Here is a 16,818-nt window from a genome sequence, read left to right on the forward strand (position 1 = left end):
GGCGGAAATGGGCGGCGGCAATCTCACCTGGTTTTTATGGGCCTCGCGGGGCGGGGGGTCAACGCGAACAACAGCCACGCCGTGCCCCGCGGACAAGAAACGTGCCACGGCGACATCGAACGCCCCGCCAAGGGTTTACGCGCTGGTCAATCCCGGCGCCATCGGCGCACAGACCGGATCAATGCGCGAAGATATCCGGATCCTCATAGCCCAGCAGGTCCAGTCGACCGCGCATGGGTAGGAAGTGGTAGCAGGCCTCGGCAATGTCCAGCCGCCCCTCCCGTTCCAGCAGCGCCTTCAGCCTTGCCCACAGCGCGTGCAGGTGCAGCACGTCGGAGGCCGCGTAGGTTAACTGGTCCGGCGTCAGCTCCGCCTGGCCCCAATCGCTGGATTGCTGCTGCTTGGACAGATCGACGCCCAGCAGGTCCCGGCACAGATCCTTCAGCCCGTGGCGGTCCGTATAGGTGCGGACCAGCTTGGAGGCGATCTTGGTGCAGACCACGGGCGCCACCACCACGCCCAGCGCATTGTACAGCGCGGCGACATCGAAGCGGGCGAAGTGGAAGATCTTCAGCACCGCCGGGTCGGCCAGCAGGCGCTTCAGGTTCGGGCAATCCGCGCCACGGCCGCCGAGGCGCTCGGGCAGGATCTGCACGCAATGGGCGGTGCCGTCGCCGGCGGAAAGCTGCACCAGGCACAGCCGGTCGCGCCGCGGGTCGAGGCCCATGGTTTCAGTATCGATGGCGACGGAGGACCCAAAGTTCAGGCCATCCGGCAGGTCATGCCGGTGCAGTCGGATCACGGCGGCCTTCGTGAAAAGGGTGGAACCCACCGCCGATGTGACCCCTATGAGGTGGTGCCCAGGAAAGGACTCGAACCTTCACGACCTTGCGGTCACTGGCACCTGAAGCCAGCGCGTCTACCAATTCCGCCACCTGGGCAAGGGGCGTCTTCCGACGTGGGGCGGGATTTACGGGCGGCCCCGATTTCCGTCAAGCGGGTGGCGGACGGAATTCTTGCCGTCGCGTGACATCGCCTTGGCGCGGTGCACGCGCCCCCATATGGTCCGGCAGCGAATGGTCAGTTTTGGTGGAGTGCGGATGATGCAGCAGGAACGCAGGGTCGCGACGGTTTTCGGCGGCGCCGGCTTCATCGGCCGATATGTGGTGCAGCGGCTGGCGGCGCAGGGCTATGTGGTGCGGGTGGCCACCCGCAACCCGGCCGGCATGCGTTTCCTGACCACGCAGGGCCGGGTCGGCCAGATCGTGCCGCTGCAGGTCTCGGTCACGGATGCCGAGGCGCTGGCCCGCGCCGTCTCCGGCGCCGATGTCGTCATCAACCTGGTCGGCATTCTGTATGAACGTCGCCCCGGTGATTTCGAGCGGGTGCAGGGCCAGGCCCCGGGCCTGATCGCGGAGGCGGCGGCGAAGGCTGGCGCCCGGCGCATGGTGCAGGTCTCCGCCATCGGCGCGGATGCCAACAGCGAAAGCCTGTATGCGCGCAGCAAGGCGCAGGGGGAGGCGGCGGTGCTGGCGGCCTTCCCGACCGCCACCATCCTGCGGCCTTCGGTGGTGTTCGGGCCGGAGGACCAGTTCTTCAACCGCTTCGCCAACATGGCACAGATGCTGCCCTTCATGCCGGTGGTTTCCGGCGATTCCCGCTTTCAGCCGGTCTATGTGGCGGATGTGGCGGATGCGGTGATGGCGGCGCTGGAGCAGGAGCAGGCGTTCGGCACCACCTATGAACTGGGCGGCCCGCGCGTGATGACGATGCGCGAGGTGCTGCGCTTCATCCTGGATACCACGCACCGCCGGCGTCCGATGGTGGAGATGCCGATGGGATTGATGCGCTTCCAGGCGCGCATCCTGGAGAAGCTGCCCAACCCGGCGCTGACCAGCGACCAGCTTCTGCTGCTGGCCAAGGACAATGTGGCGGCAGCTTCCATGCCCGGCCTCGCCGCGCTCGGCATCGCGCCGAAATCCGTGGAGTCGGTGGTGCCGGCCTATCTGAAGCGTTTTCGCCGGGGCGGCGGGAGGCGGGACCTCGCAACCACGTGAGGCCGTTTCGGACCTTTTGACTGGCCCGGATCTTCGATCGGTTGAGTGCCTCGGGCCTGAGCGAAGAAAATAGGGCAGTTTGGCTGTCCTATAGGCCGAAAACGGACTCGCATCGGTTTCGGGGGTGGTGTACAGGGCGATCCCCGCGCCGCCGCCGGATGGTATGCGCGTAGTCAGGAGCTCGCGCCGCCATGGCCGATCGGATGCTGCAATTCGTGCGCCTCGACCAGCACCAGCCGGACAAGCGCCCGGCCACGGCGCGCCGCGAGGACTTTGGCGAGATCTACAAGGACTTCACGCCTGACGCGGCGAAGGCACAGTCCAGCCGCTGCAGCCAGTGCGGCGTGCCCTTCTGCCAGGTGCATTGCCCGCTCAACAACAACATCCCGGACTGGCTGAAGCTGACCGCGGAAGGCCGGCTTGAGGAGGCCTATGAGGTCTCCGCCGCCACCAACACCTTCCCCGAGATCTGCGGCCGCATCTGCCCGCAGGACCGCCTGTGCGAGGGCAACTGCGTCATCGAGAAAGACTTTGGCTCGGTCACCATTGGCAGCGTCGAAAAGTACATCACCGACACCGCCTGGGAGATGGGCTGGGTCAAGGCGCCGAAGCCGCGGCGGGAGCTGGCGCAAAGCGTCGGCATCATTGGCGCCGGGCCGGGTGGGCTGGCGGCGGCCGAGCGGCTGCGGATGCGCGGCTACCAGGTACATGTCTATGACCGCTACGACCGCGTCGGCGGGCTGATGATCTACGGCATCCCCAACTTCAAGCTGGAGAAGGAGGTGGTGCTGCGCCGCTGGAAGCAGTTCGAAGAAGGCGGCATCCATTTCCACCTGAACGTCGCGGTCGGGCGCGACATCACGCTCGAAGAACTGCGCGTGAAGCACGACGCGGTGCTGATCGCGACCGGCGTCTACAAGGCGCGCGGCATGGCGGCCCCCGGCATCGGCCTGCCCGGTATCGTCCCGGCGCTGGAGTACCTCACGGCGTCGAACCGTGCCGGCCTGGGGGAGAATGTTCCCGGCATGGCGAGCGGTACGATGAACGCGGCCGGCAAGCGCGTGGTCGTCATCGGCGGCGGCGACACGGCGATGGATTGCGTGCGCACCGCGGTGCGCCAGGGCGCATCCTCCGTCACCTGCCTCTATCGCCGCGACAAGGCGAACATGCCCGGCTCGATGCGGGAGGTGTACAACGCCGAGGAAGAAGGCGTGACCTTCGAATGGCTGGGCGCGCCGGGGGCCTTCCTGGGCGATGCCGCCGTCACCGCCGTGCGCGCGCACCGCATGCATCTCGGCCTGCCGGATGCGACGGGGCGCCAGCAGGTGCAGGCCATTCCGGGCAGCAGCTTCGACCTGCCGGCCGACATCGTCATCATGGCGCTCGGCTTCGACCCCGAGGATCTGCCCAAGGCCTTTAACGAGCCGGCGCTGCCGGTGACGAAATGGGGCACGCTGAAGGTGGATCACCGCACGATGATGACGGCGCTGCCAGGCGTGTTTGCCGCCGGTGACATCGTGCGCGGTGCCTCCCTCGTGGTCTGGGCGATCCGCGATGGTCGCGACGCGGCCGAGACCATGCACAGCTACATCGAGCAGAAGACCGCGGCGCTCGCCGTGGCGGCGGAGTGACGACGATGGACAAGTACGTCGAGAACTACCTGTCCCAGCACGCGCTGCTGACGTCTGCCGCGCATGTGGACCTGACCGAACACGACGCTTGCGGCGTCGGGCTTGTCGCGTCGCTCGATGGCCAGGCGCATCGCAAGGTGGTGCAGGCCGGCATCGATGCGTTGAAGGCCGTGTGGCATCGCGGCGCGGTGGATGCGGATGGCAAGACCGGCGACGGCGCCGGCATCCATCTCGAAATCCCGCAGGATTTCTTCGCGGAAGTGGTGGAACGCGGCGGTGACCGGCTGCGCCCGGGCCGCATCGCGGTGGGTATGGTGTTCCTGCCGAAGACCGACCTCGGCGCGCAGGAGCGGTGCCGGCAGATCGTCGAGACGGAAATCCTCGCCGCGGGCTATAACATCTACTCCTGGCGCCAGGTGCCGATCGACGTGTCCTGCATCGGTGAGAAGGCCAATGCGACGCGGCCCGAGATCGAGCAGATCCTGCTGTGGAACCCCCGCGGCGTCGATGAGGATCTGTACGAGCGGGACATGTTCGTGATCCGCCGCAGGATCGAGAAGCAGGCGATCGCGGCACAGATTCCGGAACTGTATCTGTGCTCGCTGTCCTGCCGGTCCATCGTCTACAAGGGCATGTTCCTGGCGGAGAGCCTGACGGAATTCTACCCGGATTTGCTGGATGCGCGATTCGTCAGCCGCTTCGCGATCTACCACCAGCGCTATTCCACCAACACCTTCCCGACCTGGCGCCTGGCCCAGCCCTTCCGCATGCTGGCCCACAACGGCGAGATCAACACCGTCCACGGCAACATCAACTGGATGAAGTCGCATGAGACGCGGCTGGCGCATCCGTTGCTCGACGCACACATGGACGACATTAAGCCGATCGTGCAGGCGGGTGGGTCCGACACCGCGACGCTGGACAATGTGTTCGAGCTGCTGGTGCGCGGCGGCCGTGACGCGCCGATGGCGAAGTCCATGCTGATTCCGGAAAGCCTCGGCAGCAACGCGACCATGCCGGATGCGCACCGGGAGATGTTCCTGTACTGCAACGCGGTGATGGAGCCCTGGGACGGCCCGGCCGCCATCGCCGCGACGGATGGCAAGTGGGTGATCGGCGGGCTGGATCGCAACGGGCTGCGGCCCATGCGCTACAGCATCACCACGGACAATATCCTCATCATCGGCTCTGAGACCGGCATGGTGAAGGTGGATGAGAACCGCGTGCTGGCAAAGGGCCGCGTCGGGCCCGGGCAATGCGTCGGCGTGGACCTCTCCACCGGCCGCTTCTATGGCGATACGGAGCTGAAGGATGCGCTGTCCTCCCGCAAGCCCTTCGGCGAATGGACCAGCCGCACCACGCGCATCGACGGCATCGTCAAATCCGGCGCTGATGAACAGGCGGAACTGACCGGGGAGGCGTTGCGCCGCCGCCAGCTCGCCATGGGCTACACGCTGGAGGAGCTGGAGACGATCCTGCATCCGATGGTCGAGGATGCCGCGGAAGCGATCGGCAGCATGGGCGACGACACGCCCATCGCCGTGCTGTCCAGCCAGTATCGCGGCCTGCACCACTACTTCCGGCAGAATTTCAGCCAGGTCACCAATCCGCCGATCGACAGCCTGCGTGAGACGCGGGTGATGTCGCTGAAGACGCGCCTCGGCAATCTGGGCAACATCCTCGATGAGGACCCGACCCAGTGCGACATGCTGATGCTGGACAGCCCCGTTCTGTCCAACGCCGAATTCGCCGCGATGCGTGCCTATATGGGCGACACCGCCTGCGTGGTGGATTGCACCTTCGCCGTGGCGGAGGGCGAACAGGGGCTGCGCCACGCCATCGAGCGTATCCGGCGGGAAGCCGAGGAAGGCGTGCGCAGCGGCTGCGCGCATGTGATCCTGACCGATGAAGGGCAGGGGCCGGAGCGCGCCGCGATTCCGATGATCCTGGCCGTGGGTGGCGTGCACACGCATCTGGTGAAGAACTCGCTGCGCACCTTCACCAGCCTGAACCTGCGCTGCGCCGAATCCATCGATGTGCATTACATCGCCGTGCTGATCGGCGCGGGTGCCACCACGGTGAACGCCTATCTGGCGCAGGAGAGCATTGCGGACCGGCACCGCCGCGGGCTGTTCGGCGAGCTGTCGCTGAAGGATTGCGTCGCGCGTTACAAGAAGGCGGTCGACAAGGGGCTGCTGAAGGTAATGTCCAAGATGGGCATCTCCGTCATCAGCAGCTATCGCGGTGGCATGAATTTCGAGGCGATCGGGCTGTCCCGTGCACTGGTCGCGGAATTTTTCCCGGGCATCGCCTCGCGCATTTCCGGCATCGGCCTTTCCGGCATCGCGCGCCGCGTGCTGGCGCTGCATGCGAAGGCCTGGGATGCGGATGCGGTGACGCTGCCGGTGGGTGGCCTGTATAAGCTGCGCAAGCGCGGCGAGAACCACGCCTTCGACGGGTCGCTGATCCACACGCTGCAGAAGGCAGTCGAGACGGACAGCTACCAGACCTTCAAGCGCTACTCGGAAGGCGTCCGCAAGCTGCCGCCGGTGGCGCTGCGCGACCTGCTGGATTTCCGCGCGGAAGGGCGCGTGGCCGTCTCGCTCGAGGAAGTCGAGAGCATCACCGAAATCCGCAAGCGCCTGGTGGCGCCTGGCATTTCGCTCGGTGCCCTGAGCCCGGAGGCACATGAGACGCTGTCCATCGCGATGAACCGCATCGGCGCGCGCAGCGACAGCGGCGAGGGTGGCGAGGACCCGGCGCGCGCGCGGCCGCGCCGCAATGGTGACAATGCCAATTCTGCCATCAAGCAGATTGCTTCGGGCCGCTTCGGTGTCACCGCCGAATACCTGAACAACTGCAAGGAAATCGAGATCAAGGTCGCCCAGGGCGCCAAGCCCGGCGAGGGCGGGCAGTTGCCCGGCTTCAAGGTGACGGAACTGATCGCCAAGCTGCGGCACTCCACGCCGGGCGTGATGCTGATCTCGCCCCCACCGCACCACGACATCTATTCCATCGAGGATCTGGCGCAGCTCATCTACGACCTGAAGCAGATCAACCCGGAAGCCACCGTCTGCGTGAAGCTGGTGGCACGCTCCGGCATCGGCACCATCGCCGCCGGCGTCGCCAAGGCGAAGGCGGATGCGATCCTGGTCTCCGGCCATTCCGGTGGCACGGGGGCCTCGCCCGTATCTTCCATCAAGCATGCCGGCCTGCCCTGGGAGATGGGGCTGACCGAGACGCATCAGGTGCTGATGCTCAACCGCCTGCGCCATCGCGTGAAGCTGCGCACCGATGGCGGCCTGAAGACCGGCCGCGACGTGGTGATCGCCGCCATGCTGGGTGCCGAGGAATTCGGCATCGGCACCGCGTCGCTCGTCGCCATGGGCTGCATCATGGTGCGCCAGTGCCATTCCAACACCTGCCCCGTCGGCGTCTGCACCCAGGACGACGCGCTGCGCCAGAAATTTGCCGGCACGCCGGAGAAGGTCATCAACCTGTTCAGCTTCGTGGCGGAGGAAGTGCGGGAAATTCTCGCCGGCCTCGGCTTCCGCCGGCTGACGGAGGTGATCGGCCGCACCGACCTGCTGCGCCAGGTCAGCCGCGGTGCGGAAGACCTCGACGACCTCGACCTGAATCCGCTGCTCGTGAAGGCGGATTCGGGCAGCCATGCCGCCTATTGCACGCTGGAAGGCCGCAACGAGGTGCCGGAGACTCTGGATGCGGACATGATCCGCGATGCGGCTGCGCTGTTCGAACGCGGCGAGAAAATGCAGCTCGCCTACAACATCCGCAACACGCACCGCGCCATCGGCACCAAGATCAGCAGCAAGATCGTCCGCCGTTTCGGCATGGAGGGGCTGCAGCGCGGCCATCTCTCGGTGCGCCTGCGCGGCTCCGCCGGACAGTCGCTCGGCGCCTTCGCGGTGCGGGGCCTCAAGCTGGAAGTCTTTGGCGATGCCAATGACTATGTCGGCAAGGGCCTGTCCGGCGGCACCATCGTGGTGCGGCCGGCGCCGTCCTCCACATTGGTGTGGAAGGACAACACCATCATCGGCAACACCTGCCTGTATGGTGCGACCAGCGGCGCGCTGTTCGCGGCGGGGCAGGCGGGGGAACGCTTCGCGGTGCGCAATTCCGGCGCGCTGGCGGTGGTGGAAGGCGTCGGCGCCAATGGCTGCGAGTACATGACGGGCGGCACCGTCGTGATCCTCGGCGCGGTCGGCGACAATTTCGGCGCGGGCTTCACCGGCGGCATGGCCTTCGTCTACGACGCCGAGGCCAGCTTCGAGCACCGGGTCAATCCGGAATCGCTGCGCTGGTGCCGCATCGGGGCCTCCGCCCATTGGGATGAGGTATTGCGCGAACACATCGCGCGCCATGTCGAGGAAACCAACAGCCCCTTCGCCGCCCGCCTGCTGAACGATTGGGCGGCGGAGCGGCTGAACTTTTGGCATGTCGTGCCGAAGGATTATGCCCGCTACCTGCCGCAGCCGATGGAAGACGCGCTGGCTGTCGCCGCGGAGTGATCATCCCGGCAACGCGCCGCGCGTTGCTGGCCTTGGCCATCCCCGGTTGCGCCGTGGCGCAGACGGGGCTGGTCACGCCGCCGGCGGCACCGGGTGGCGGGCTGCACGCCCGCGCCGCCGCCAAGGGCCTCGCCTTCGGCGCCGCGGTCAGCACCCGCCAATTGATGGAGCCGGACCTCGCCGCTGCCTTCCGCGCCGATTGTGGGCTGGTGGTCGCCGAGTATGAGATGAAATGGGCGGAGTTGGAGCCACAGGCCGGCAACCGCCGCACCCGTCGCGCCGACCAGCTTTTCGATTTCGCCAGCCGCAACGGCATGGCCGTGCGCGGTCACACCCTGCTGTGGCACGAAAGCGAGCCGCGCTGGCTGGCGGATCTTTCGGCCCGCGGCACGGCGGCCGCCATGGCGCAGCATGTCGATGCCACCGTTCTGCGCTGGCAGGGCCGCGTCACCACCTGGGATGTGGTGAACGAGGCGGTGGCACCGGAGGATGGTCGCCCGGACTTCCTGCGGCGCACATGGCTGCTGAACCGGCTGGGGCCCGACTATCTGCCGCAGGCCTTCCACATGGCCCGCGCCGCCGACCCCACCGCGCGGCTCGCCTATAATGATTTCGGCTGTGAGCACGCCACCGCCTGGTCCCGCCGCCGCCGGCTTGGCGTGCTCGGCCTGTTGCGGGGGCTGCGCCAGGTGGGCGCGCCGGTGCAGGTGCTGGGCGTGCAGGCGCATCTGCAGGCGGGGCAGCCCTTCGAGGCCTCCGAATGGCGCGCCTTCCTGGCGGATGTCGCCGCACTCGGCCTGACCATCGAGGTGACGGAGCTGGATGTGAACTGCAGCGCCCTGCCGGCCGCCGCCGGGCCGCGCGATGCCGCCGCGGCCGATCTGGTGCGGCGTTTCCTGGATGCGACACTGGCGGAACCGGCGGTGCGCGCCGTGGTCACCTGGGGGCTGACGGACCGCCATTCCTGGATCCATGAGGGCCGCCTGCCCGAACATCGCCGCCGCGACAACGCGCGGGCGCGGCCGCTGCCCTATGACGAGGCGATGCGCCGCAAGCCGATCTGGGCCGCCATCGCCGCGTCGCTGGATGCGGCGCCGCGACGGACGTAGCGGCTTATCAACCTGAGGCTGCGGGTTGGCCCCGGGGGCGCCACGTGCAATATTCCCACCGTCTCAAATATCGGCACGCATGCGGACCCTTTTTCACCTTCCACTCTCCCCCTTTGCCCGCAAGGTCCGCCTCGCCTTGGCCGAGAAGCGCCTTCCCTTCGATCTTCGGATCGAACGGGTGTGGGAGCGGCGCGAGGAATTCCTGGCGGTAAACCCCGCCGGCACGGTGCCGCTGCTCCAGGAATCGAACGGCCTGTCGATCGCGGATTCGTACGCGATCTGTGAGTATCTGGACGAGGCCTATCCCGACATGCCGCTGCTTGGCCGCACGCTGGGGGAACGGGCGGAGATGCGTCGGCTGGTCGCCTGGTTCGACCAGAAATTCTACGCCGAGGTCACCCGCAACCTGGTGTTCGAGAAGCAGATGAAGCGGCTGCTCGGCCGTGGCAATCCGGACGCCACGGCAATCCGTGCCGGCTACGCCAATCTGAAGCCGCATCTCGAATATATCGGCTGGCTGGCGGAAACCCGCGCCTGGCTCGGCGGGCCGCAGATCGGGCTGGCGGATCTGGCGGCGGCGGCGCAGCTTTCGACGCTGGATTATATCGGCGACGTGGATTGGTCGATCTGCGATGCGGCGAAGGATTGGTACGCGCGGGTGAAGTCCCGCCCCAGCTTCCGGCCGCTGCTGGGCGACCGCGTCACCGGCGTGGTGCCGCCGCCGCATTACGACGATCTGGATTTCTGAGGCCGCTCACGCGCCCTCGGCCGGATCGTACATCACCCCCGCCGCCGCGAAGCCGCCATCCACGTTCAGGATGTGCCCGGCCAGGTAGCCGCCATCCGGCCCGCAGAGGAAGGCCACCGCGCCGGCGATATCCTCTGGCGTCGCGTAGCGCTTGACCGCCATGCGGTCGAGGAAGGCGGCGCGCTGGCGCGGGCCATGCGCGGTCCGCGCGATCTGCGTCGGCCCGGGCGCCACGCCGTTCACCAGGATGCCGAGCGGCGCCAGCTCCACTGCCAGCACCTTGGTTAACGTCTCGATCCCGCCCTTGCTGGCCCCATAGGCGGCGCGCCCGGTGCCGCCGAACTGTCCGGAGACGGAGGAGATGGTGACGATCCGCCCGCCGCCATCTGGCCCGCGCGCCATCGCCCGCCCGGCGGCCTGGGCGGAGACGAAGCAGCCGAACAGATTGGTTCGCACCACCTTCTCGAAGGCCGCCAGTTCCAGCTCCAGCACCGGCACGCGGTCGGTGATGCCGGCGTTGCAGACGGCAATCCGCAGGCGTCCGAAGTGCGCCTCGGCCGCCGCGACGGCGGAAGCCGCATCCGCGGGATCCGCCGCATCCATCCGACGCGCCAGCGCCTGGCCGCCGGCCGCAACGATCTCCGCCGCAACCTGTTCCGCCGCAGGCAGGTTGATATCCGCCACCAGCACCGCCGCCCCATCCCGCGCCAGCCTGCGCGCGATGCCGGCGCCGATGCCGGACCCGCTGCCGGTGACCAGCGCGACCTGTCCCGCCAGCATCATGCCGCATCCTCGATGGCGATGACGCGGGCCGGGGCGCCATCCGAATCCGGCACCTTCACCGGCAGGCCGATCACCTGGTTCCGCTTCTGCGTCAGGGCGCCCATGTTGCAGAGGTATTCGAACATGATCACGCCGCGCGCCAGCAGGTGGTAGTGAGTGACATGCTCCGGCAGCGGCGGCCGCTTTTCCCCGGTCAGGAAAAAGCGGATGCAGTGGTCCTGCGGGAAGTCGAAGCCCACCGCCTTGATGCCGCGCTGGCGCAGCCAAACCGAACCCTCGGCCGTCATCCACGGGGCGTTGAGCCAGAATTCGGGCGTGTCGATGCTGGCACGCTCATCCCATCGCGTGCGGATCAGCGCGAAGTCGCCCGCCTGCAGATGGGAGCCCGCAGCTTCCAGGCGCGCTGCCTCGATCGGCGTGTTGGCCGGCACGTCGGAGACATCGAGCACCGCGCCCGGCCCCACCGTCATCTCAAGCGTAATGCCGTCCGTGGTGAAGCCTGCCGGGTCCACATGGCGCGGGCTGTCCATGTGGGTGAAGGCGTGCAGGTTCCACCCAGCCCAGGTTGCCTGGCCGGCGCCGGTGTCGTGGCATTTGGCCAGGCGGCGCTCGACCTCCCAGCGGAAATGGCCGGTCTTCACCGGGGTGGACAGGTCGATCAGGCGCTGCATCGCGTCAGTCCTTCAGGCATCGCGCCAGGGCTGATGCTGCCACAGTTCGCGCAGCGCCTCCGCCTCGCGGAAGACGATGGCGCGGGTTTCTTCCGCGCTGCGGTACTGCAGCGGGATGAAAAGGCGCTCTGCCTCGGCGATCCAGGCCGGGTCGCGCATCGTCTCGGCGATCGTCTGCTCCAGCCGCCGGCGAATCGGCTCCGGCGTCGCAGCCGGCACCACCAGGCTGCGGACCACGCCGGTATCCAGCGGAAAGCCGGCCTCGCGGAAGGTTGGCACGTTCGGCGTCATGCTGAAGCGCTGCGGCCCGGCGGCGGCCAGCGGTCGGATCTGGCCCTGCCGGATCAGCGCCACGCTCTCCCCCATGTTCATCGAAGCAACCTGGATATGGCCGCCGAGAAGCGCCGACACCGTCGGCGCCTGCCCGGCATAGGGGATGTGGTTCAGTTGGATATTGGCGGCGCGCGCCAGGCCGATCATCAGCAGGTGGTCGTCGGACCCGATGCCGGCGGTGCCGACGGCGACGGCGCCGGGATTGGCCTTGGCATGTGCCACCAGATCCGCAACCGTGCGCCAGGAGCTGTCGGCCGCAACATGGAACCCGCCCGGATCTTCCACGATGGTGCCGAGATAGGCGAAATCCTCCAGCCGGTAGCGCGGCTGGCGCTCGATGGTGATGGTCTGCAGGCTGGGCGTGATGATGGTGCCCAGCGTCAGCCCATCTGGCGCGGCGCTGGCCATGGCGGTGTAGCCGATCTCCCCGCCGGCGCCGCCGCGATTGACGATGACGAAGCGCGAGCCGGGCAGGTGGCGCTGAAAATGCACGGTCATGGCGCGCAGGTTGATGTCCGTGCCGCCGCCGGGCGGGAAGGGCACGATGATCTGGATGGGCCGGTCGCCCGGCCAATCCTGGGCCCGGGCAATTCCGGGCGCGGCCAGCGCGCCCCCCGCCAGCGAAGCCCCGAGGCCAAGCACCTGGCGTCGCGATGCGTTCATCACGGCTTTCCTTCCCCAACTGACCCCGGTTGGTTAAAAACTCCCGGGTTGTGGGAAAAGCCTAGGCAGTTGGTGGGGTGGCGGCAACCCGTGCGGCGCGGCCTGGCTCAGCGGCGGGCCGGCCCGGCCTCGTTCAGCGCCAGGTTCTGCGCCGCGAGGTCGGCGGTTGGCGAGTTGGGGGATAGGGTAATGGCACGTTGCCAATCCTCCCGCGCGCCCACGGTATCGCCGCGCAACTGGCGGATGATGCCACGTTCCAGCAGCGCCTCGGCGCTGGCTGGGTCGGATTGCAGCGCGCGTTCGATATCGCGGGCGGACAGGTCCACCCGGTCCATGTGCCGATTTGCGGCCGCGCGAAAAACCAGGGCCTCCGCCCGGTTCGGGTCCAGCGCCAGGGCGCGGTCCAGATCCTCGATCGCCTCATTGTAGCGGGACAGGCTGCCGAGCGTCACCGCGCGGTCCACCAGCAGGTCCACATCCTCCGGCGACAGGGTCAGCGCCAGGGTAGCGGCGCCATAGGCGCGGTTGGCTTCACCCGCCATCAGCCAGGCCTGCGTCGCCTGGGCATAGACCGCGGCGCGCGCCAGACTGCTGGCGGCGGATTGCGTGGCCAGCGTCTCCAGCCGCTGCGCCGCGAGCGCGGGTTCGCCGAGCGACAGCAGTGCCAGCGCCTGGCACTGCCGCGCACCCTCTCCGCCGCCTGCGCGGCCCCAGGCCTCGGCGAAGGCGCGGGCGGCTTCAGGGTCGTTGCGGAGCAGCCCCAGGCAGCGCTCGAATTCCGGGCCATCGGCCAGGCGAGGCGGCTGCGGCGGGGTTGGCATGTGGTCTTCGGCGGTCTGCGCCGGGGTGGGGGTGAGCGCCACCCAGCCGATCGCACCCAGCGCCGTCAGCGCGGCGGCGGCGAAGGCGCCCAGGAGAACGGTGCGGGTCTGGCGTTGCATGACGCGCGATCCTACCCATGGGTGCGACAAGGCGCCAGTTGTGCGACAGGGGAGCGAGTTGACAATGCGGATGGTGGTGGCGGGTCTTGGCTATTCCGGGGCGGCAATTGCGGCAGAGGCAGCCGCCGCCGGCTTCGCGGTGACCGGCACGGCGCGGGATCCGTCCCGTGCGGCGGCGGTACCGCTGGTCGGATTTGCCGAGGCCGGGGATGCGATCCGCGCCGCGACACACCTGATCGTGACCGCAGGGCCGGAGGAGGCTGGCTGCCCGGTGCTGCTGGCGCATGCGGCGGCGATCGCCCAGGCCCCAGGACTGCGCTGGATCGGCTACCTCTCCACCACCGGCGTCTATGGCGACCGTGGCGGCGCGGAGGTTGATGAAGCCACGCCACCCGCGCCCGGCCAGCCGCGCTCCGCCCACCGCCTGCGGGTCGAGGAGGCCTGGCGCGCGGCGGCGGCGGCGCGGGGTGCGGCGCTGGATCTGTTCCGGGTGGGCGGCATCTACGGCCCCGGCCCCGGTCGCAGCGCGCTGGAGGATGTGCGGCGCGGCACGGCGCGGCGGGTGGTGAAGCCCGGCCATTCCTTCAGCCGCATCCACCGGGATGATATCGCGTTCGCCGTCGCGACTGCGGCGCGCCAGAACCGGGCGACTGCGGCGCGACAGGACCGGGTGGGCGCGCGGGTGCTGCATCTGGTGGATGACGAGCCGGCGCCGAATGCCGATGTGCTGGCGGAGGCGGCGCGGCTGCTGGGCGTGGCACCGCCACCTGAGGTGCCCTTCGAGGAGGCCAGCGCCGCGATGTCGCCGATGGGCCGGTCCTTCTGGGCGGAGAATCGCCGGGTCGCCAATGAAGCGACCAAGGCGGCGCTTGGCATTGCCTGGCGCTACCCGACCTATCGCGAGGGTCTGGCCCAGATCCTCAAGGGGTAGCGACGAGGCTTTCCAACGTCTCCGCCAGCAGGCGCAGGTCTTCGGGGCGGGACAGGCGGTGGTCGCCGTCCTTGATCAGGTGCAGCCGCACATCGCCGCCGGCCAGCGCCGCCACCAGACGCAGCGCGTGCTGCCAGGGCACGTCCGGGTCGGCCATGCCTTGCAGAATTCGGACCGGGCAGGGCAGGTCGAGCGGGCCGCCGAGGACGGATTGTTTGCGGCCATCCTCTATCAGCGCGCGGGTTACCGGCGTCGGCTCGCCATATTGGCTGGGCAGGTGGACCACCCCATCCTGTATGACCGCCTGCCTCTGCGCCTCGGTGAAGCTTGGCCACATCAGCGCTTCGGAGAAATCCGGCGCAGGCGCGAGGCCGATGAAGCCGGCCAGGCGGTCGCGCCGCTGGCGGGCCAGCAGCAGCCCGATCCAGCCACCCATGGAGGAGCCGACCAGCACCTGTGGCCCCTCCGTCAGCGCATCGAACACAGCCAGCGCATCAGCGGCCCATTGGCCGATGGTGCCATCCTCGAACCGCCCGGCCGATGCGCCATGCCCCGAATAATCTAGCCGCAGGAAGGCGCGGCCGGTCGCGGCGCAGTGGTCGCGCAGCGCCAGCGCCTTGGACCCCTGCATGTCGCTGCGATAGCCCGGCAGGAACACCACGCCCGGCCCGCGCCCGGCCAGCCGCGCCCAGGCCAGGCGGCCGTCCAGCCGGCCGGTTTCCTCCCTCATGCCGGAAAGCCGCGCTTCGCCAGGTTCGCCATCAGCGCGCCGATCCCGAAGCTCCAGGGCGGGCATGAATCGGTGCGGTCCACCTCATTTACCAGCGCGCCGAGGCGGGGCGTGGCGATGCGGACCACATCGCCCGGGTGGTGCGTGAAGCCCATCCCCGCCGCGCCGCGATCCTTGGACGGCGAGAAGGGCGTGCCGAGGAACAGCACCGCGCCATCCGGGTATTGGTGATGCGCGCCGATCATCTGGCCCACGACCTCCGTCGGGTCGCGCGAGATGGCGCCGATGCGGCCCGAATCGTGCAGGTCGAAGCCGTCGCGGCCGGTGATGCTCAGCGTCAGCTCCGCCTGGCGCACATCCTCCAGCGTGAAGCCCTCATCGAACAGGCGGATCAGCGGGCCGAGGGCGCAGGCGGCGTTGTTGTCCTTGGCGCGGCCGAGCAGCAGGGCGCTGCGGCCCTCCACGTCGCGCAGGTTCACATCATTGCCCAGCGTCGCGCCGACGATCTTGCCGCGGGCGTTCACCACCATCACGGCCTCCGGCTCCGGGTTCGACCATTGGCTGACCGGGTGCACGCCGACCTTGGCGCCGGGGCCAACGGCGGACAGCACCGGGCCCTTGGTGAAGATCTCCGCATCCGGGCCGATGCCGACTTCCAGGTACTGGCTCCACCAGCCCTTGGCGACCAGTGCGGCCTTTACGCGGGTGGCTTCCGGGCTGCCGGGGATCAGGTTCGCCAGATCGTCGCCGATCATCTCCCGCACCTCGGCGCGGATCGCCTCCGCCTGGGTGGCGTCGCCGCGGCAGCGTTCCTCAATCACGCGCTCCAGCATGGAGCGCACATAGGTCACGCCGGCCGCCTTGATGACCTGCAGGTCAATCGGCGCCAGCAGCCAGGGCTGCGCCGGGTCGCGCGCGGCATGGTGGGCGTTGGCGAGTGCCGCCGGCAGGTCCAGCGCCGTGGGCGCGCCGCGGGCGGCGATGGCGGCGATCGGGTCCTCGCTGTTCAGCCAGGCGCTGGCGGTGCCGAAGGCCGGCGTCATGTCGAAGGCCTCGCCCTGGCGGAGTGCGAAGACGCAGGGTCCCTCCGGCGTCATCAGGCGCAGCGCGAAATGGCCGGAGGCGAGGTCCTGCGGCAGCGCTTGGGTCTCTGTCATGGAGAATTTGCGTCCCTTTCCTGGCGTGGGCCGAGCCTACAGCTTCCCGGCGCGCGGCCAAGCCGGTGCTGCTTTTCCGCCTCGCCTGCTGCGTGCAGCATGGGTGGGCAGCCTTGCGGGTGAGGAGGGTATGATGCCCGAGACGGTGCCGATCATCGATGTGTCGGGCCTGCGCCAGGCCGATCCGGCGGCGCGGCGGCAGGTGGCCGCGGCGCTGGGCGCCGCCTGCCGTGGCGCCGGGTTCTTCCTGGTCACCGGCCACGGCATCGCGCCGGCGGTGACGCAGCGCCTGTTCGCGGCGGCACGGGCGCTATTCGCGCTGCCGGATGCTGCCAAGCAGGCCCTGTCGATCCGCCATTCGCCGCATAACCGTGGCTATGTCGGCCTCTCCGAGGAACAGCTGGACCCGACCAGCCCGGCGGATCGGAAGGAGGCGTTCAATGTCGGCCTCGACCTGGCGCCGGATGACCCGGAGGTGCTGGCCGGCAAGCCTTTTCGCGGTGTGAACCTGTGGCCGGAGGCGCGCCCGATCTGC

Annotated in this window: 13 protein-coding genes, 1 tRNA gene and 1 pseudogene; 7 read left to right on the top strand and 8 right to left on the bottom strand. The window is 68.8% G+C overall.

All coding sequences use genetic code 11. The annotated features are described in order from the left end of the window. Positions 1 to 178: 178 nt before the first annotated feature. Together ACFHNC_RS12645 and ACFHNC_RS12650 are read right to left on the bottom strand one after the other, a co-directional pair. On the bottom strand, positions 179 to 832 hold the full coding sequence (locus ACFHNC_RS12645) for a ribonuclease D (protein ID WP_437169577.1): 654 nt from the start codon (positions 830 to 832) through the stop codon (positions 179 to 181). A 22-nt stretch (positions 833 to 854) separates the two neighbouring features. After that, positions 855 to 941: transfer RNA gene (locus tag ACFHNC_RS12650), tRNA-Leu, on the bottom strand. A gap of 162 nt (positions 942 to 1,103) precedes the next feature. Between ACFHNC_RS12650 and ACFHNC_RS12655 the strand changes: the two genes are divergently transcribed. The 5 genes from ACFHNC_RS12655 (at position 1,104) to ACFHNC_RS12675 (ending at position 10,074) form a co-directional block, all read left to right on the top strand. After that, positions 1,104 to 2,057, top strand: a complete 954-nt coding sequence (locus ACFHNC_RS12655; protein ID WP_437169578.1) for a complex I NDUFA9 subunit family protein — start codon at positions 1,104 to 1,106, stop codon at positions 2,055 to 2,057. A gap of 191 nt (positions 2,058 to 2,248) precedes the next feature. After that, entirely contained in the window at positions 2,249 to 3,688 is a 1,440-nt protein-coding gene (locus tag ACFHNC_RS12660) for an NAD(P)-dependent oxidoreductase (protein ID WP_437169579.1), read from the top strand. Positions 3,689 to 3,693: 5 nt separating this feature from the next. Continuing rightward, positions 3,694 to 8,217: a glutamate synthase large subunit gene (gene gltB, locus ACFHNC_RS12665; protein WP_437169580.1), complete on the top strand. Its 4,524-nt coding sequence runs from the start codon at positions 3,694 to 3,696 to the stop codon at positions 8,215 to 8,217. Further along, positions 8,214 to 9,326 (top strand): endo-1,4-beta-xylanase, encoded by a 1,113-nt coding sequence (locus tag ACFHNC_RS12670; RefSeq protein WP_437169581.1) that lies wholly within the window; start codon positions 8,214 to 8,216, stop codon positions 9,324 to 9,326. The genes gltB and ACFHNC_RS12670 overlap by 4 nt, the downstream gene beginning before the upstream one ends. Before the next feature lie 79 nt (positions 9,327 to 9,405). After that, complete coding sequence (locus ACFHNC_RS12675) at positions 9,406 to 10,074, top strand: glutathione S-transferase family protein (protein ID WP_437169582.1); 669 nt, start codon at positions 9,406 to 9,408, stop codon at positions 10,072 to 10,074. A 6-nt stretch (positions 10,075 to 10,080) separates the two neighbouring features. On the opposite strand, the gene ACFHNC_RS12680 is transcribed toward ACFHNC_RS12675, so the two are convergent. The 4 genes from ACFHNC_RS12680 to ACFHNC_RS12695 all read right to left on the bottom strand — a co-directional run bounded on the left by ACFHNC_RS12680 (position 10,081) and on the right by ACFHNC_RS12695 (position 13,465). Next, positions 10,081 to 10,857 (bottom strand): SDR family NAD(P)-dependent oxidoreductase, encoded by a 777-nt coding sequence (locus ACFHNC_RS12680; protein ID WP_437169583.1) that lies wholly within the window; start codon positions 10,855 to 10,857, stop codon positions 10,081 to 10,083. Beyond that, on the bottom strand, positions 10,854 to 11,528 hold the full coding sequence (locus ACFHNC_RS12685; protein ID WP_437169584.1) for a cyclase family protein: 675 nt from the start codon (positions 11,526 to 11,528) through the stop codon (positions 10,854 to 10,856). Before ACFHNC_RS12685 ends, ACFHNC_RS12680 begins: the two co-directional genes overlap by 4 nt. A 12-nt stretch (positions 11,529 to 11,540) precedes the next feature. Further along, positions 11,541 to 12,524, bottom strand: a complete 984-nt coding sequence (locus tag ACFHNC_RS12690; RefSeq protein WP_437169585.1) for a tripartite tricarboxylate transporter substrate binding protein — start codon at positions 12,522 to 12,524, stop codon at positions 11,541 to 11,543. A gap of 107 nt (positions 12,525 to 12,631) precedes the next feature. Further along, positions 12,632 to 13,465 (bottom strand): tetratricopeptide repeat protein, encoded by an 834-nt coding sequence (locus ACFHNC_RS12695; RefSeq protein ID WP_437169586.1) that lies wholly within the window; start codon positions 13,463 to 13,465, stop codon positions 12,632 to 12,634. Between the two features lie 64 nt (positions 13,466 to 13,529). Between ACFHNC_RS12695 and ACFHNC_RS12700 the strand changes: the two genes are divergently transcribed. Beyond that, positions 13,530 to 14,396 carry an NAD-dependent epimerase/dehydratase family protein gene (locus tag ACFHNC_RS12700; RefSeq protein ID WP_437169708.1) on the top strand — a complete coding sequence of 289 codons (867 nt, stop codon included), beginning with the start codon at positions 13,530 to 13,532 and terminating at the stop codon, positions 14,394 to 14,396. Here the strand turns inward: ACFHNC_RS12700 and ACFHNC_RS12705 are convergent. After that, positions 14,386 to 15,126 (bottom strand): alpha/beta hydrolase, encoded by a 741-nt coding sequence (locus tag ACFHNC_RS12705; protein ID WP_437169587.1) that lies wholly within the window; start codon positions 15,124 to 15,126, stop codon positions 14,386 to 14,388. The genes ACFHNC_RS12700 and ACFHNC_RS12705 overlap by 11 nt on opposite strands. Next, a complete protein-coding gene (locus tag ACFHNC_RS12710; RefSeq protein WP_437169588.1) occupies positions 15,123 to 16,283 on the bottom strand; it encodes a fumarylacetoacetate hydrolase family protein in 1,161 nt (386 codons plus the stop codon). Before ACFHNC_RS12710 ends, ACFHNC_RS12705 begins: the two co-directional genes overlap by 4 nt. Positions 16,284 to 16,416: 133 nt before the next feature. On the opposite strand from ACFHNC_RS12710, the pseudogene ACFHNC_RS12715 reads away from it, so the two are divergent. Next, a pseudogene (locus ACFHNC_RS12715) lies at positions 16,417 to 16,743 on the top strand (2-oxoglutarate and iron-dependent oxygenase domain-containing protein); the annotation flags it as partial. Positions 16,744 to 16,818 lie beyond the last annotated feature (75 nt).

The sequence above is a fragment of the Falsiroseomonas sp. E2-1-a4 genome, assembly GCF_051433165.1.
In the GTDB taxonomy this organism is placed as follows: domain Bacteria; phylum Pseudomonadota; class Alphaproteobacteria; order Acetobacterales; family Acetobacteraceae; genus Falsiroseomonas.

Bases quoted from the DNA above. Each gene is read 5' to 3' on its own strand.
- ACFHNC_RS12655 (WP_437169578.1), top strand. From the start codon at position 1,104: ATGCAGCAGGAACGCAGGGTCGCGACGGTTTTCGGCGGCGCCGGCTTC.
- ACFHNC_RS12660 (WP_437169579.1), top strand. From the start codon at position 2,249: ATGGCCGATCGGATGCTGCAATTCGTGCGCCTCGACCAGCACCAGCCG.
- gltB (WP_437169580.1), top strand. From the start codon at position 3,694: ATGGACAAGTACGTCGAGAACTACCTGTCCCAGCACGCGCTGCTGACG.
- ACFHNC_RS12675 (WP_437169582.1), top strand. From the start codon at position 9,406: ATGCGGACCCTTTTTCACCTTCCACTCTCCCCCTTTGCCCGCAAGGTC.
- ACFHNC_RS12680 (WP_437169583.1), bottom strand. From the start codon at position 10,857: ATGATGCTGGCGGGACAGGTCGCGCTGGTCACCGGCAGCGGGTCCGGC.
- ACFHNC_RS12685 (WP_437169584.1), bottom strand. From the start codon at position 11,528: ATGCAGCGCCTGATCGACCTGTCCACCCCGGTGAAGACCGGCCATTTC.
- ACFHNC_RS12690 (WP_437169585.1), bottom strand. From the start codon at position 12,524: ATGAACGCATCGCGACGCCAGGTGCTTGGCCTCGGGGCTTCGCTGGCG.
- ACFHNC_RS12695 (WP_437169586.1), bottom strand. From the start codon at position 13,465: ATGCAACGCCAGACCCGCACCGTTCTCCTGGGCGCCTTCGCCGCCGCC.
- ACFHNC_RS12700 (WP_437169708.1), top strand. From the start codon at position 13,530: ATGCGGATGGTGGTGGCGGGTCTTGGCTATTCCGGGGCGGCAATTGCG.
- ACFHNC_RS12705 (WP_437169587.1), bottom strand. From the start codon at position 15,126: ATGAGGGAGGAAACCGGCCGGCTGGACGGCCGCCTGGCCTGGGCGCGG.
- ACFHNC_RS12710 (WP_437169588.1), bottom strand. From the start codon at position 16,283: ATGACAGAGACCCAAGCGCTGCCGCAGGACCTCGCCTCCGGCCATTTC.